General features: G+C 61.6%; 15 protein-coding genes. All 15 read right to left on the minus strand.

From position 1 onward, the window contains the following. Positions 1–15: 15 nt before the first annotated feature. The gene (locus AB6Q56_RS13410; RefSeq protein WP_023114195.1) at positions 16–288 is read right to left on the minus strand and encodes a VirB3 family type IV secretion system protein; all 273 of its coding nucleotides are present in this window, start codon (positions 286–288) and stop codon (positions 16–18) included. Beyond that, on the minus strand, positions 285–659 hold the full coding sequence (locus AB6Q56_RS13415; protein WP_432756673.1) for a TrbC/VirB2 family protein: 375 nt from the start codon (positions 657–659) through the stop codon (positions 285–287). Before AB6Q56_RS13415 ends, AB6Q56_RS13410 begins: the two co-directional genes overlap by 4 nt. A gap of 5 nt (positions 660–664) precedes the next feature. Next, positions 665–1,717 (minus strand): P-type conjugative transfer ATPase TrbB, encoded by a 1,053-nt coding sequence (gene trbB, locus AB6Q56_RS13420; protein ID WP_023114193.1) that lies wholly within the window; start codon positions 1,715–1,717, stop codon positions 665–667. Further along, entirely contained in the window at positions 1,714–2,178 is a 465-nt protein-coding gene (locus tag AB6Q56_RS13425) for a ribbon-helix-helix protein, CopG family (protein ID WP_031656909.1), read from the minus strand. The genes trbB and AB6Q56_RS13425 overlap by 4 nt, the downstream gene beginning before the upstream one ends. Beyond that, entirely contained in the window at positions 2,175–4,184 is a 2,010-nt protein-coding gene (locus AB6Q56_RS13430; RefSeq protein WP_034011150.1) for a conjugal transfer protein TraG, read from the minus strand. The genes AB6Q56_RS13425 and AB6Q56_RS13430 overlap by 4 nt, the downstream gene beginning before the upstream one ends. Before the next feature lie 236 nt (positions 4,185–4,420). Beyond that, a complete protein-coding gene (locus AB6Q56_RS13435) occupies positions 4,421–4,699 on the minus strand; it encodes an EexN family lipoprotein (RefSeq protein WP_034011149.1) in 279 nt (92 codons plus the stop codon). After that, positions 4,696–5,640 (minus strand): LysR family transcriptional regulator, encoded by a 945-nt coding sequence (locus AB6Q56_RS13440; RefSeq protein WP_071557914.1) that lies wholly within the window; start codon positions 5,638–5,640, stop codon positions 4,696–4,698. Before AB6Q56_RS13440 ends, AB6Q56_RS13435 begins: the two co-directional genes overlap by 4 nt. Before the next feature lie 74 nt (positions 5,641–5,714). Beyond that, positions 5,715–5,978, minus strand: a complete 264-nt coding sequence (locus AB6Q56_RS13445) for a hypothetical protein (RefSeq protein ID WP_023114185.1) — start codon at positions 5,976–5,978, stop codon at positions 5,715–5,717. 126 nt (positions 5,979–6,104) lie between these two features. Beyond that, on the minus strand, positions 6,105–6,737 hold the full coding sequence (locus AB6Q56_RS13450; protein WP_034011148.1) for a hypothetical protein: 633 nt from the start codon (positions 6,735–6,737) through the stop codon (positions 6,105–6,107). Positions 6,738–6,758: 21 nt separating this feature from the next. Beyond that, a complete protein-coding gene (locus tag AB6Q56_RS13455) occupies positions 6,759–7,496 on the minus strand; it encodes a HupE/UreJ family protein (RefSeq protein ID WP_087851406.1) in 738 nt (245 codons plus the stop codon). A 110-nt stretch (positions 7,497–7,606) separates the two neighbouring features. Then, the gene (locus tag AB6Q56_RS13460; protein ID WP_003111092.1) at positions 7,607–10,747 is read right to left on the minus strand and encodes an efflux RND transporter permease subunit; all 3,141 of its coding nucleotides are present in this window, start codon (positions 10,745–10,747) and stop codon (positions 7,607–7,609) included. A 10-nt stretch (positions 10,748–10,757) separates the two neighbouring features. Next, positions 10,758–11,987 (minus strand): efflux RND transporter periplasmic adaptor subunit, encoded by a 1,230-nt coding sequence (locus tag AB6Q56_RS13465; protein WP_003111093.1) that lies wholly within the window; start codon positions 11,985–11,987, stop codon positions 10,758–10,760. Further along, complete coding sequence (locus AB6Q56_RS13470; RefSeq protein ID WP_003111094.1) at positions 11,984–13,231, minus strand: TolC family protein; 1,248 nt, start codon at positions 13,229–13,231, stop codon at positions 11,984–11,986. Before AB6Q56_RS13470 ends, AB6Q56_RS13465 begins: the two co-directional genes overlap by 4 nt. Before the next feature lie 140 nt (positions 13,232–13,371). Continuing rightward, entirely contained in the window at positions 13,372–14,367 is a 996-nt protein-coding gene (locus tag AB6Q56_RS13475) for a M56 family metallopeptidase (RefSeq protein ID WP_034011145.1), read from the minus strand. Continuing rightward, the gene (locus AB6Q56_RS13480; RefSeq protein ID WP_023114178.1) at positions 14,367–14,765 is read right to left on the minus strand and encodes a BlaI/MecI/CopY family transcriptional regulator; all 399 of its coding nucleotides are present in this window, start codon (positions 14,763–14,765) and stop codon (positions 14,367–14,369) included. The genes AB6Q56_RS13475 and AB6Q56_RS13480 overlap by 1 nt, the downstream gene beginning before the upstream one ends. Positions 14,766–14,857: the final 92 nt, after the last annotated feature.

Consider the following 14,857-nt stretch of genomic DNA (forward strand, 5'->3'; position numbering starts at 1 on the left):
CGCGGCGTCCTCCCCTCACACGTCCAGTAGCGGGCGGTGCTTGATGTGCCGGGCGAAGACCTGCATGAACTGCGGATCGACGCGCGCGCCCCATACCGCCAGCGAATGGCCGACAACCCAGAGCACCACGCCCGGAATCCACAGTTGCAGGCCCAGGCCGACAGCGGCGGCCAGCGTGCCGTTGGCGATCGCCACCGTGCGCGGCGCACCGCCAAGCAGAATCGGCTCGGTCAGCGAGCGATGCAGCGGCACCTCGAAGCCGTCCGCGAAGGTGTCCGGGGCACTCATACGACGGCCCCGCCGGAGAAGCTGAAGAACGACAGGAAGAAGCTCGAAGCCGCGAAGGCGATGGACAGACCGAAGACGATCTGGATCAGCTTGCGGAAGCCGCCGGACGTGTCGCCGAAGGCGAGCGCGAGGCCCGTAGCGATGATGATGATGACCGCGACGATGCGCGCCACCGGCCCCTGGATGGATTCGAGGATGGATTGCAGCGGGCCTTCCCACGGCATCGAGGAACCGGCGGCCTGCGCGGTTCCGGCCAGGAACAGCAGCAGCGCGGCCAGCAGCAGCCCTTGCCCCGCAGGGCGGGCCAGGCAGCGCAGCCGCGCAAGACGCAAAGCCGGATTTGCAGAAATACGGAAAGCAGGAATGGTCATCTGCGTCATGGCAGTTCTCCAAGTGAGTCAGGGGATGGGGAAGTCGCCGCAGCGGGTGCGGCATCGGGAAGTGGCGGCAGCTCGGGAAACGGCGTTTCCAGTGCATCCGCCAGTTGGTAGCCCACGCCGTCGAAGCCGACGACGCGGGCGATGTTCTCGATGCGGCGTTTGCGCCCGCGCCCGGCGATGTGGATCACCACGTTGACCGCCTCGGCGATCAGCGCACGGGGCGGATTCACCGCCACTTCGAGAATCAGTTGCTCCAGGCGCAGCAGCGCGCCGAGCGCGGAGCCGGCATGGATCGTGGCGATGCCGCCGGGGTGGCCCGTGCCCCACACCTTGATGAGATCCAGCGCCTCGGCACCGCGCACCTCGCCGACGACGACGCGATCAGGGCGCAGGCGCATGGACGAGCGCACCAGTTCGGTCATCGACACCACGCCTGCGCGCGTGCGCAGGGGAACGTGGTCGCGGGCCGCGCATTGCAGCTCCACCGTGTCTTCGAGCACCAGCACGCGGTCGCCTGTGGCGGCAATCTCGGCCAGCAGCGCATTGGCGAGCGTGGTCTTACCGCTGCTGGTGGCGCCGGCGATCAGGACGTTCTGCCGCTCGCGCACGGCGCGAACGAGAAAGCCCGCCTGCGCGCTGGTCATCATCCCGTCGATGACGTACCGCTCCAGCGGAATCACGCCGATGGCGCGTTTGCGCAGCGCGAAGGCCGGCCCCGGCGCTGCCGGAGGCAAGATGCCCTCGAAGCGTTCGCCGGTTTCGGGCAACTCGGCGGACAGCAGCGGCTGGCCGCGATGGACTTCCGCGCCGACGTGGGCGGCGACCAGGCGGATGATTCGCTCGCCGTCCGCCTCGGGCAGTTCCACGCCCATCGGCGCACGCCCACTGGAAAGCCGATCCACCCAAAGGGTGCGATCGGGATTCAGCATCACCTCCACCACGTCCGGGTCTTCGAGCGCAGCGGCGATCAGTGGCCCCATCGCCGTGCGCAGCATCTGGATGCGGCGGTCGAGCGACGTGGCGCTCATGGACTGCGGAACGGCGCTCATGACGCACGCTCCTGCGCTTGCGCGACTGCTGCCGCGTCCTCCATCCGCATCGGGTCGGGGTGCAGTTCCTCCACCACGTCGCGCACCAGGCTGCGGCCCCGCAGCAGGTGGCGGCCAAGCTGCTCGGTGAACTGCTCGAAGCGCGCTTTGCCCTGCGCGCGTGCCGCGTCTTGGTGCGCCTCGGGAACTGGCGTGCTGACCGTGAGGTAGTAGCGGATGAACAGCGCCAGCGTTTCGATGGCGATGTTCTGGTCGCGCTCCATGCGCTCGGCTTGGCGCGACAGGCGATCAAGCCGCTTGGCAATGGCCGCCTCGCGCTGGTCGGCAGCATCGGGCGAAAGCCACGATGCGAGCGCCGCCGCGACGATCGACGACTTGGACACGCCTTTCTTGGCGGCCAGCTCATCGAGCCGCTTGGCGTGCTCCGGCTGGATGAACAGGTTGAGGCGGTAGTGGCTCATAGCTCGATTCCGTCGTTGGGGTCGAGGGAAGCCAGCCGGGCCGTGCGCTGCATGGCTGGATCAAGCTGGCGAGGAAGGCGAAGCGGCGGGTCGTCGTCGTCATCGAGCAGCCCAAGGTCGGCCGCGGGAGCGGCCAGCTCGGGGTCATAGGCGACGGTTTCGGCGAGTTCGGGCTGACGGCGCGGGCCGCCGTCGTCGGTCGAACCCAAGTTCTCCAGGCCATCGGCGGATGCGGCGGCCAGTGCAGCGGGCACGGCAGGAATCGCCAGCCCGCTCCAGTCGTCGGGCCGCGACGGCGGCGCGTCGGCGTACTGCCCGTCCGCCAGCGCGGGCGGCGGCAGCACGCGACGCTTGAAATTGGCGTCCGCGTAGTAGCGCAGCTTCTTGGCCTTGATCGGCGCCACGCTGGACACCATCACCACGGCCTCGTCGGGCGGAAGCTGCATGACTTCGCCCGGCGTCAGCAGCGGGCGCGCGGTTTCCTGGCGCGACACCATCAGGTGGCCCAGCCACGGCGCGAGCCGGTGGCCCGCGTAGTTGCGCTGGGCGCGCAGTTCGGTGGCCGTGCCCAGCGTCTCGGAAATGCGCTTGGCCGTGCGCTCGTCGTTCGTGGCGAACGTCACGCGCACATGGCAGTTGTCGAGAATCGAATGGTTCTGGCCGTAGGCTTTGTCGATCTGGTTGAGCGACTGCGCGATGAGGAAGCTGCGGATGCCGTAGCCCGCCATGAAGGCCAAGGCCGTCTCAAAGAAGTCGAGTCGTCCCAGCGCAGGGAACTCATCGAGCATCAGTAGCAGCTTGTGGCGGCGCTCGATGCCATCGGAGCCATCGAGCGATTCGGTGAGGCGCCGGCCGATCTGGTTGAGGATCAGGCGGATGAGCGGCTTCGTCCGCGATATGTCCGAGGGCGGCACCACCAAATACAGCGACACCGGATGCTCTGCCGCGATCAGGTCGGCAATGCGCCAGTCGCAGCGCGATGTGACTTCGGCCACCGTGGGGTCGCGGTACAGGCCGAGGAACGACATGGCGGTGCTCAACACGCCGGAACGCTCGTTGTCCGACTTGTTGAGCACTTCGCGCGCCGCCGAAGCGACGACAGGATGCGGCCCATCGCCGAGGTGCGGCGTGGTCATCATCCGGTGCAAGGTCAGCTCGAAGGGGCTGGCCGGGTCGGACAGGAAGTTGGCGACGCCGCGCAGCGTCTTGTCTTCGCCCGCGTAGAGCACATGCAGGATGGCGCCGACCAACAGCGCATGGCTGGTCTTTTCCCAATGGTTGCGCTTCTCCAGCGCACCTTCGGGATCGACCAGAATGTCCGCGATGTTCTGCACGTCGCGCACCTCATGCGCGCCGCGCCGCACCTCCAGCAGTGGGTTGTAGGCCGCCGACTTTGCATCGGTGGGGTTGAACAGCAGGCAGTGGCTGAAACGGCTACGCCAGCCGGCAGTGATCTGCCAGTTCTCGCCTTTGATGTCGTGGATGACGGCGGACGCAGACCAGGAAAGCAGCGTCGGCACCACCAGGCCGACACCTTTGCCTGAGCGTGTGGGAGCGAAGGTCAGGACGTGTTCCGGGCCTTCATGCCGCAGGTACTGGCGGTCGTGCTGGCCGAGGAATACGCCGGCCGGCTGCGTCAGACCCGCCTTGCGAATGTCATCCGCGTTCGCCCAGCGCGCCGAGCCGTAGGTCGTGACCAGGCGCGATTGCCGTGAGCGCCAGATCGACATGCCGATGGCGACCACCACCGCCAGCAGGCCGCTGCCACCCGCGATGGCGCCGCCGGTATCGAACACGCGCGGCGCGTAGGCATCGAAGAAGAACCACCACTCAAACAGCTTCCACGGGTGGTAGATCGGTGTGCCAAGAAGATCGAACCAGGGCGAGCCAAGGCGTAGCTGATAACCAAGGGCGGCTGCTGTCCATTGTGTGGCGCCCCACACGCCGGCGATCACGATGCCGAATACCACGGCGATCTGACCGAACAGCACGTTCGTCCCTTGCATTACCTGGCCTCCGATTTCTCCTGCGCTTCTTCCTCATGGAAAGCGCGGCACAAGGACGTGCCGCTAGCGTCAGGATCGGTGCCGGGTCAGTGCCGGTCAAAGACCGTTTCGAGCAGAAAGGTCGAGCAAAAAGACAGAATTCGCGCGGCGTCGAACCAAAGAAAAACGCCGCAAGCGATAGCGCATTGCGGCGTGTCGAACAGAAAATTGAAGCCGATGCGGCGAACTGCCAACGATCAGAACTTGGGCGATTCCTTCGGCGGCGTGTAGGGCGTTTCGCCGTCGCCATAGAACCGTTTGCGCGTGGCCTCGGCCACCCGATTGCAGAGCACGTCACCCAGCTTGGGCCGATCCGTCTTGCACTGCTGGCGTAGTTCCTTCAACCGTTCGGGATTGGCTGCCAGTTCCTCCACCGTTGGGATATTCGCTTCCGATGTGTTGGCCTTCTGAGACGTTTCGGACTGGCCGCAGGCGGTCAACACCGGCACCAGCAAGAAAAGGATGATCTTCGTCATGGCGCAGGTTCCTCCGGGGGATCAAGATTGCGGCCCAGCATGGGCCTGGGAGATTCCAGAGATTCGATGGCCTGTACGCGCTCAATGAATCGAGCCAGAACCTCCGATGGTTCGCCTATAGGGTGCAGCAGATAGGTTGTCAGGGGTGGGACACGTGATGCCAAGGGGCGGGCCACCACGCCCGGTTCTCTGCTAGCTGTAATGTGTGCTGCACCCGTAAGCCCAAGCGCGAAGCCGGCCGATACAAGCGCCATCATCAAATCGCAGGAGGCCACGCGCTCCGCGATCAAGGGTTCCATGTCCGCACGGCGCAGTACCCGATCAACGTGTTTCGCGTGGCTTTCGCAAACCTGTGGATCGCACAGAACCAGAGGGTAGCGGAGCAGTTCCTCCAACGGAATGCGCTTATGCGCCAGCAGAGGATGTCGAGCAGGTACAGCCACCATGAGCGCATCGCTCCAGACGGGTATAGCGACGATGCCCTCGCCCACTTCGTCTGATTGCGCGAATCCTACGTCATAAAGATCGTCGTGTAGCCCCTTGATTTGTTGCGACAACGGCACTTCGGAGAAGCGAATCTCGACTTCAGGTTCTTCCTGTCGGCACAAAGCGAGCACCGCCGGAAGGCGCGACGGTGTAATGCCGTCCGATAAGGCCACCCGCAACTGACCGTGAAATCCATTGGCCGCTGCTTTTACGCTGTCGCGCGCTTGTTGCAGAACAGCAAATACCCGGCGGACATGCTCCAGAAACAACTTACCTGCACGTGTTAGGCGAGTGCTGCGTGTGGTACGGGCAAACAGTACAACACCTAGTTCCTCCTCTAGCTCCTTAATGGCGCGAGAAAGTGGAGATTGTTCAATGTGCAGCTTCTCCGAAGCTCTAGCGAAGTGAAGCTCCTCCGCCACGGCGAGAAAGTATTTTAGATGTCTCAACTCCATAGACGAATAGCTCCCACGAGTGCGCATCGCAGGCGGTAGCCGCGACCTGTGAGTCGCGGCTACGCCCTAAACAATCAGTTGCCGCCGTTGGACGGGCGGCGTTCCGCAGAAGATTGCGCCGCGTTTGGCTTCTTCTTCGCGGCGTCGCATTGCTCCTTCAGCTTCTTTACTTCGGGATAAGCCACGTCACTGATATACCGCTTCGTATCTGCCAATTGCTCGCATGTCTTCGGTATCGCCTTCGCATCGTCGTCATGCCCGCCGGTATGGGCCATCACGAATGGCGAAGCGAGCGAGGCGCTGGCTAGAGCTGCAATCAAAACCGGACGAATGTTCATTTCAATATCTCCTGGGATGAGGCCCGGCCTATGTGGCAGGGCGGGAAACTTCGGCTTCCTGCCATGCAATTGGCATGGGGGGGGAAGCCGGAGTGCATGGGCATGTGCCCGTAACCAATTTGCCAATCACAAGACGCGCTTCATTTCCATGTATTGACCGCGAGTGCGAACAATCACCGTCACGTCAGCGTCGCCACGGTTCCGCCAGAACCAACCGTGATTTCCACTAAAGGCAGCCTCGATCACGCCATTGCTAGCGGGCACCGCGCGACCCTTTTCATAACTGATGGACTGGCCGCCACCATCGCCGTGGGTATCGAAGTTCACAACGCCCCCTTCGGCAACCCAACTGAACTCGACCTGCTCGCCGGCCTTCATACTCAACTTCACCTCCGCCCCTTGGCCGGGCTTGAGTGCGACGCGCATTTCATCGCGCCAGGCGGCGCCGTTCTCCGCCTGCGCGGCGTTCTGTGCTTGTGCAGGCGCGGCGGTGCCTGCATTCCCTGTCGTCGCGGCAGCGGGCATGGCTGCATCCTTCGCGGCATCCGCAGCGGCTTCTTCGGCCAATTGCGCCTTGATCTCCCCCATTTCCGTCAGGCCGAGGACGCGACCAATCCCTGTTGGGTCGATCGCGTACTCGGAGGGAAGGACGATGCCGACCAAAATTGCGATGGCGGCGACGAGTGCAATGAGCGTCGAGCGCAGCAGTTGTTTCGACGATGGAAGGTCGTCGAGGGTTGGCTTGGATACGTTGTACATGGAATTTTCTCCGTGTTTGATTCAGGAAACGAAATAGCCGGTGAGCTGATAGCCGATCAGGATGAAACCGGCACACATCATCGCTACGTTGGCGGTGTACGCATGGCGCCAGAAACTAGCTGTTCGGCGCCAGTAGCTCATTGCGATCAGAATAGTGCCGAGCGCGATCAACTGCCCGATTTCAACGCCGACATTGAATGCCAAAAGATTTGGAATCAGGCCATCGGGCGAGATGTTGTATTCGATGATCTTGGTTGACAGGCCGAATCCGTGAAAGAGTCCGAATACGACTGTTGCGACTTTCGTGTTGGGCTGGAAGCCGAGCCAACGCTGAAATGCGCCGATGTTGTCGAGCGCCTTGTAAACCACCGAAAGACCGATGATCGCGTCGATGATGTAGCTGTTTATCCCGACGTTGAAATACACGCCAAGCAGCATCGTCGTCGAGTGGCCGATGGCAAATAGCGTCACATACAGGGCGATATGCTTCATCCGGTACAGGAAGAAGATCACACCGAGCAGGAACAGGATATGGTCGTACCCTGTCGCCATGTGCTTCGCCCCTAGATACATAAAAGGGATGAGGTTGACGCCGGATATTTCCTGGATGTAGCCCTTATCACCCTCGGCAACGGCATGGGCGAGCGCCTGATTCGCACACGCGAACAACAGGAGAACCGTCGCCATGAGAAACAGGGAAATCCGTTGCCAGATCGGTCGATAGCGATCCAGTATTACGTCAAGTGATCTTTCACGCATGAATGTCATACCTCAATTAATCTCCTAAAAATCCTTGTTGTTCGAGTGCGGCAAGCATCTTTCTTGCGTTCGCCGCACCATGTGAACCTGTTGATAAATTGGCATCGTGCTTACGCTGGCGCGGTGTTCTGGCGGTCGGTACGCCGATGAATGAGGCGATACAGGGCCGGCAGTACCAGCAACGTCAGCAGCGTCGAAGAGACAATGCCGCCGATGACGACAGTTGCGAGGGGTCGTTGCACTTCCGCGCCCGTTCCAACGTTGATGGCCATCGGTACGAAACCGAGGCTTGCAACCAGCGCAGTCATCAGCACCGGGCGTAGCCGCGTCATCGCGCCATTCACAATGGCATCCTGAATCGGCGCGCCATCGTGGTGCAGCTTGCGAATGAAGCTCACCATCACCAGGCCGTTGAGCACTGCCACACCGGATAGGGCAATGAAGCCGACCCCTGCCGAAATCGAAAGCGGAATATCGCGCAGCCACAATGCGGCAACGCCACCCGTCAGCGCTAACGGCACACCGCTAAAGACGACAGTGGCATCCCGGCCCGAACCGAAGGCCATGAACAGCAGGCCGAAGATCAGAACCAGTACAGCCGGTACGACGACGGACAGGCGTTGGCTAGCCGAGATGAGTTGCTCGAACGTGCCTCCGTAGTTGACCCAATAGCCCTCTGGCAGCGTGATTTCACGGCTTACGCGTTCACGCAGTTCTTCCACGAACGACCCTAGATCGCGTCCGCGCACATTGCTGGTGATAACGATCCGGCGTTTACCGTTCTCGCGGCTGATCTGATTGGGGCCGGGCGCCACTTCGATCGACGCAAGCTGCCCGAGCGGCACGTAGGCGGCTTGGCCCAGCCCGGCAGCAGCGCCGGCCGGAACCGGAATGGGCAGTGTCGCCAGTGCCTTCGGGTCTTGGCGTTGCGCTTCGGGCAGCCGAACTACGATATCGAATCGGCGATCGCCCTCAAACACCTGGCCGGCGACGGCACCGCCAAGGGCGATTGCCACCGTTTGCTGTACGTCGTCGATCGCCAAGCCGTATCGGGACAGCGCATCCACGTTCGGCGTGATCGTCATCAGCGGCAGGCCCGTAATCTGTTCGAGCGCCACGTCGGCAGACCCCTCGATACTCTCGGCCACGGCTTCAATCTTCGAGCCTATTTGGGCCAGTTGCTCCATGTCATCGCCATACACCTTGATCGCCACCTCGGCACGGACACCTGCGATCAACTCATTCATGCGCATCTGCACGGGTTGAGTGAACTCGTAGTTGTTGCCGGGAATGGCGTTCACCGCCTTCTCCAGTTCGGCAAGCAGTACGGCTCTCGGTTTGCGCGGATCGGGCCATTCGCTACGATCCTTGAGCATGATGAAAGTGTCAGCCACCGAAGGCGGCATGGGGTCAGTCGCAACCTCAGCAGTACCGATCTTGGCGACGACTTCCTCCACCTCTGGAAACTCCTTGATCCGCGCCTCCAACTGGCGCTGCATACCAATCGCCTGGGTCAGACTCGTTCCGGGAATGCGCATCGCGTGCAAGGCGATGTCACCTTCATCCAGATTGGGGATGAACTCGGTGCCCAAGCGCGTCGCAAGCAAACCAGATAGCACCACCAGCACTGCCGCCGCCGCGACGACGGCGACTCTCAGCTTGATTGCCTTCTGGAGAAGTGGCGCATAGAAGCGGCTGATGCCGCGCATCACCTTGGTTTCCTTCTCGGAAACCTTGCCGGTGACAAACAGTGCGACCGCAGCAGGCACGAAGGTCAACGATAACACCATCGCACCAGTCAATGCGATCACGACGGTGAGGGCCATCGGATGGAACATCTTTCCTTCCACACCAGACAACGCGAAGATCGGAAGGTAAACAGCCGTGATGATGAACAACCCGAACAGGGCAGGCTTGATGACCTCTGCGCTGGCGCTCGAAACCAGCGAGAAACGCTCATCACGGGTCAGCAGGCGACCGAGCTGGTGCTGTCGTTCACTGAACCTGCGCAAGCAGTTTTCCACGATGATGACCGCACCATCGACAATCAGGCCGAAATCCAGCGCGCCCAGGCTCATTAGGTTGGCCGAGATGCGGTTCTGCACCATGCCAGTGATCGTCAGCAACATGGCGAGCGGAATCACCGCAGCGGTTATCAGGGCTGCACGCAAGTTGCCCAGCAACAGGAACAGCACGGCGATCACCAGCAACGCGCCTTCCAGAAGATTCTTCTGCACGGTTGCGATGGTGCGATCAACGAGTTGAGTGCGGTCGTAAACCGCGTGCGCGCGGACTCCCTCGGGAAGTGTCGCGTCGATCTCAGCGAGCTTTTCTACTGTGCGCTGTGCAACTGCTCGGCTGTTCTCGCCAATCAGCATGAATGCCGTACCCAGCACGACCTCTTTGCCGTCTTTCGTGGCCGCGCCGGTTCGCAGTTCGCTACCCTCTAGAACTTCCGCCACGTCGCCAATTCGGAGTGGCAGTCCATCGCGCGTTGCCACGACAATTTTCCGCAGTCGCTCGATGTCGCGCACTTGTCCGGGGATGCGGATCAGGTACTGCTCGCCATGACGTTCGATGTAGCCGGCGCCGACGTTGGCGTTGTTCCGCGCGACGGCGTTCAGCACGTCGTTCATCGTCAACTCGTAGGCCAGCAGCTTGACCGGATCGGGCGTGATGTGGAATTGACGCACGTAGCCGCCGATGGTGTTGACCTCGGTGACGCCTTTCAGATTGCGGAGCTGCGGACGCACCGACCAGTCCTGCAACGTGCGCAGCGCGGTCGGCGTCCATATTTCCTCGTAGCCCTTTTCGGGTTCCAAGGTGTACATGAATATCTCGCCCAGGCCGGTTGCCACTGGCCCGAGAGAGGGATTCAGGCCCGCCGGAAGTTGCGAAGATGCCTGCTGCAAGCGTTCGGCGACCTGCTGACGGGCAAAGTAAATGTCAGTGCCGTCCTCAAAGACCGCAGTGACCTGCGACAGACCGTAGCGGGAAACCGAGCGGGTGTAGTCGAGCCGAGCGAGGCCAGCCAGCGCCGTCTCAACCGGGAAAGTGACGCGCTGCTCAGCCTCCATTGGCGAGTAGCCTGGCGCCTCGGTATTGATCTGTACCTGGACATTGGTAATGTCCGGTATCGCGTCGATCGGTAAGCGGCTGTAGTTCCAGATCCCCAGCCCGGACAGGGCGAGCACCAATAGAAGCACGAGCCAGCGATGCGCGATGGACGCGCGAATGATACGTTCGAGCATATCCGCGTCCTCAGTGATCGTGGCTTGCGCCAGACTTTTCGATGTCTTGGCGTATCAGGAAACTTTGCTCGGCCACGTAGTTCGTGCCGGGCTTGAGTCCTCCAGTCACCTCAACGTATTCACCATCACGATCGCCAAGTTCGAGCATTCGGACTTCGTATGTCTCGCCGACTTGCGTGAACACCACGGTGAAGTCGCGGAATCGCTGCAACCCCGACTCTTTTACCGCCAGCGGTACGTTGCGCGTGCCTACTGTGACCTCGGCTGCCACGGTCATACCTGGGCGCCAACGTCCCTCCAAGTTCGGGATGCTGACGCGGGCAATGACGCTCTGGCCGCTGCCGGCCACCGGCAACAGTCGCTGAATCTTTCCGCTGGCTTCGGTCTTCCCAGTCGCTGACCGGATTCGTACTGGCTGTCCTGGCTTTAGGGCTTCGGCATCGGTGCCAATGGCGCGCAGGTCGATCCATACGTTGGACGGGTCGGCCAGCTCGAACAGCGCACCTGCCTCGGCCACGTCACCGACGTTCGTATTGCGTGCGAGCACCACGCCATCGAACGGTGCGGTAATCGGGTAGGTACGCATACTGTCGTTGCCCTCTACGACGGCCAGCGTCTGGCCGCGGCGGACTCGCTCGCCCTGCTGCACGTTCACCGATCGCACGATGCCAGGGAAGCGTGCGCCAACCGCCGCGTGTCTGTCGGCATCTAGGACAACGGTTCCCATCAACCGCACAACGTCTCGGATGACTGCCGGCCCTGCTGATTCGGTTTTGATACCGGCATCCTTGGCGATGCCGGCCGGAATGCTTACGCGGCCCTCATAGGACTGGTAAGACCAAGTGGACTTCTTTCCGGCATGTTCGGCGGACACGGCGACATCGAACGAATGCGGCTCGATCACTTCACCGCTGCCGACCAGATAGTTGCCCTCTGGCGTGAACGTGAACTGGTTGACCTCGCCATCCAAACGGGAGAGTTTGATAGTCGCAACGACATCGGCGGGAGCGACTGGCTTGCCGTCGCGATAGGCGTAGAGCCTGTAATGCGGGGGCACATTGGTTTCGTAGATGGTGACTTCCAGGGCGAAGTCTCCATCACGGAGTAGTCGGCCATTGTTTGGCCCGCGCTCATAGCTTCCGCTGGCTTGGGCACTGGCCTCCTCTTTGGGTTTGTCGCCGCCAGGGCTGCATGCAGCGGCAAATACGCAAAGGAGTAACAGGGAGAGAATGCGAATCATGGTGCGGTGTCCTCAACGGTGGCGGTGAGGCGTTCCACCTCGACCAGCAGAAGGTGATAGCGGGTGGCGGCTTCGACAGCACGCGCACGCAGATCGAACAGCGTCCGCTGCGCTTGGGCCAGCGACAAATAAGAGAATCGGCCTTGCTCAAAGCCGCGACGAGTTGTTGTCAGGGCGCTTTCAGCCATAGGCAGCATTCGTGCGCGTAACGATTCAGCCTCTGTTCGCGCGTGCGTGAGTTCTTGATACTTGTCGAACAGGGTCTGGTGGCGCTCGAAGCGTTCGGCGTCACGCCGCGCTTCCAGCGCAGCAAGCTCCGCATTTGCCTGGGACACCGCGTATCCAGAGCGCGTCGGGCTACCCAACGGCACCGAGATCGACATCACCACGCCGTGATCCTTGAAGGCTTCCAAACGTCGCACGCCCAAGCTGACGTCAATGTTGGGTTTGGCTTCGGCCTCCGCGAGCCGGCGCCGGGCGCCGATGGTGTCGGCCCGCAAGCGCGAAGCCCACAGTTCCGGCGTCATAGGCAAACGGGTAGCCAACGTCTCGAATGGCGCCACGGTCGGCAAGGTTTGGAGGTCGCCGACGACTTCGCCGAAGTCGGGGGTCATTGCCCCCCAGCTCGCGGCCAAAGTCATCTTGGCGCTCGCCAATTCGAGTTCAGCACTCTCGCGATTGAGCTGCGCCTCAGCGACCGCAATATCGGCGGCCTGCAAATCCGACTCAGGATTGCGAGCGGCTTTTACCCACGCTGCAACCTCTCGACGGGTGCGCTCCGCTTGCTTGATACGCTCCTCGGCATACGTCAATCGCTGTTGCCTAGCGAGCACTTCAATGAAGCGGGCCGTAGTTGAACTGGCCAGGTCGATCCGCGTTTTGGTGGCCTGATGCTCTTGTTCTCTCAGTTCGGCTTGTCCCAGCGTTTGGCGAGCCTCGCGCTTGCCACCGAGTTCTATGACCCGACCGATGCGCAATGTCGTTTCGGCCGAGCGAATACCTCGCAGGTTGCCGTTCCCGGCGACGTTCTCTACCTCGCCGCCAATGGTGTAAGGCGGTGGCAGGGCTTCGCGCTGCGTGCGGGCTCGAACGGCCTGGAGTTGCGCCGTTTCGGCGGTAATGGATGGATGGGCGGCCAGCGCGCGGGAGACTGCTTCCTCCAACCGCAGGGGTTCGGCGGCTAGGGCTGCGGACGTACCGCAGGCTCCGACGAACACCAAGACTACTAAGCGGATCAAATTCATGAAAACCCTCACGACGACAACAGATGGCGAGCAAACGATTCCGCGTGACGACTTCCCGCGCACGCCGGAGCGGAATCGCCATAAGACCGATCGTCAATCGGTTTTTTGAGCAAAAAAACACAGCACGCGCGCATATGGACTTACCTCGTCATCACAGTGATGAGAGATTCGGTCACAGAATGCAGCCATCCTGTAGATAGGCTGCAAAACGCCAGAACAAGAATGCCTAGCATCGGCCCCAAGTATGAGACAGACGAGTGCTTGGGCGACAGCAACGCCTCGACACGCTCAGGGATAAAATCGGAAAAGAACGCCATCGCCAATGGCACCTGTTCCTTGGCGTGTTGCCGAAATATCTTCTCCACTGCAACGATGGTCTCGGCCACGGCGACAGGGCATCCCACTTCGTTTGCAGCAGCGAAATCACAACGCTGTTCCAAGGCGAGTTCCAGATCGCGCAACAGCCGGCGACGAGTGCCCGGCAACTGGATGCTCGACAAGACGACAGCGATCAGGCGATGCAGCACATCTCGATTGGCGATATGAGCCTGTTCGTGCGCCAGCACCACGCGCAATTGCGTTGGGTCGAGTCGCCGCATCAACGAGGTTGAAAGCAGGATGTGGCCATTCCCGACGCCACAAGCCAGCGCCATAGGCTGATCGACATCAAGCACGCGAAGTTTGTCTGGATGCCCCGGACGCCAGCTCAGGCGCACCATCGAGGCAAGGGTTCGACGAGCACGCCAAAGGCCAACTGCGGCCCGTAAAGCCAGCCAAACCGCGTATCCCGCCAACAATGCCAATGCTCCCCATAGCCAGGCACTTTGCCCATTGCCGCTCGGGTGCCAAACGCACAGGTGCAGCAGCGTGTCAGCGTGCGCAGAGCAGGCAGCGGCAAATCTGGCCGAATCATCAAACATCGACGGCATGGCTATGGTCATGGCCGTATAGGCAATACCCGCCAATGCGGGTGTTACCAGCATCCACCAAGACACTCTTGCTCGCTGATAGGGGGTCTTTCCCGACAGCGCACGGCGTAATGGGCGCTCGCAGGCTCCAATCAGCAGGGTAAGCGTTACTGCCAGCACGAAGCCGGATAGCAATGCGAACTGAAGTAGTGGGCCATAACTCGTCATCACGGCTGATCCAATTCAGCGCGACGACGGGCAATCAACTCCTCCAGCCTCTTGAGCTGGTCATCATCCGCCCTTGCAGCAAGATCGACAAAGGCGCTCAACAACGCATCCGGCTGCGGGCCTGCGACACGACGCACCGTGGACTCGACCAGCTTCTGGATCAGTTCCCGGCGAGATACTCGTGCCGAGTATTCGTAGGCATGGCTGATCTTTTCGCGCTGGAGCATGGCCTTGCGAAACAGACGTTCTAGCGTGGATTGCACGGTGTTCAAGGAAATCGAGCGAGACTGCCCAATGCGCGCGTACACCGCCTTGGTGTCGGACGGGCCGAAGCGCCAGATGTCTTCGAGCACGGCGATTTCCAGATCGCCAAGTGTTGGTACGCTGTGGTTGGTCAATGTTGTCGGCTCCGAGCTTTGACTCGAACTCAAGAGTATCCACCACAAAAAACCGACCGTCAATCGGTTTATTGTGCGACCCCGTGCCGGAC

It is taken from the genome of Dechloromonas sp. ARDL1 (assembly GCF_051122455.1).
Classification (GTDB): Bacteria; Pseudomonadota; Gammaproteobacteria; order Burkholderiales; family Rhodocyclaceae; genus Azonexus.

Bases quoted from the DNA above. Each gene is read 5' to 3' on its own strand.
- AB6Q56_RS13450 (WP_034011148.1), bottom strand. From the start codon at position 6,737: ATGTACAACGTATCCAAGCCAACCCTCGACGACCTTCCATCGTCGAAA.
- AB6Q56_RS13440 (WP_071557914.1), bottom strand. From the start codon at position 5,640: ATGGAGTTGAGACATCTAAAATACTTTCTCGCCGTGGCGGAGGAGCTT.
- trbB (WP_023114193.1), bottom strand. From the start codon at position 1,717: ATGAGCGCCGTTCCGCAGTCCATGAGCGCCACGTCGCTCGACCGCCGC.
- AB6Q56_RS13410 (WP_023114195.1), bottom strand. From the start codon at position 288: ATGAGTGCCCCGGACACCTTCGCGGACGGCTTCGAGGTGCCGCTGCAT.
- AB6Q56_RS13425 (WP_031656909.1), bottom strand. From the start codon at position 2,178: ATGAGCCACTACCGCCTCAACCTGTTCATCCAGCCGGAGCACGCCAAG.
- AB6Q56_RS13415 (WP_432756673.1), bottom strand. From the start codon at position 659: ATGACCATTCCTGCTTTCCGTATTTCTGCAAATCCGGCTTTGCGTCTT.
- AB6Q56_RS13430 (WP_034011150.1), bottom strand. From the start codon at position 4,184: ATGCAAGGGACGAACGTGCTGTTCGGTCAGATCGCCGTGGTATTCGGC.
- AB6Q56_RS13460 (WP_003111092.1), bottom strand. From the start codon at position 10,747: ATGCTCGAACGTATCATTCGCGCGTCCATCGCGCATCGCTGGCTCGTG.
- AB6Q56_RS13455 (WP_087851406.1), bottom strand. From the start codon at position 7,496: ATGCGTGAAAGATCACTTGACGTAATACTGGATCGCTATCGACCGATC.
- AB6Q56_RS13475 (WP_034011145.1), bottom strand. From the start codon at position 14,367: ATGACGAGTTATGGCCCACTACTTCAGTTCGCATTGCTATCCGGCTTC.
- AB6Q56_RS13465 (WP_003111093.1), bottom strand. From the start codon at position 11,987: ATGATTCGCATTCTCTCCCTGTTACTCCTTTGCGTATTTGCCGCTGCA.
- AB6Q56_RS13435 (WP_034011149.1), bottom strand. From the start codon at position 4,699: ATGACGAAGATCATCCTTTTCTTGCTGGTGCCGGTGTTGACCGCCTGC.
- AB6Q56_RS13470 (WP_003111094.1), bottom strand. From the start codon at position 13,231: ATGAATTTGATCCGCTTAGTAGTCTTGGTGTTCGTCGGAGCCTGCGGT.
- AB6Q56_RS13445 (WP_023114185.1), bottom strand. From the start codon at position 5,978: ATGAACATTCGTCCGGTTTTGATTGCAGCTCTAGCCAGCGCCTCGCTC.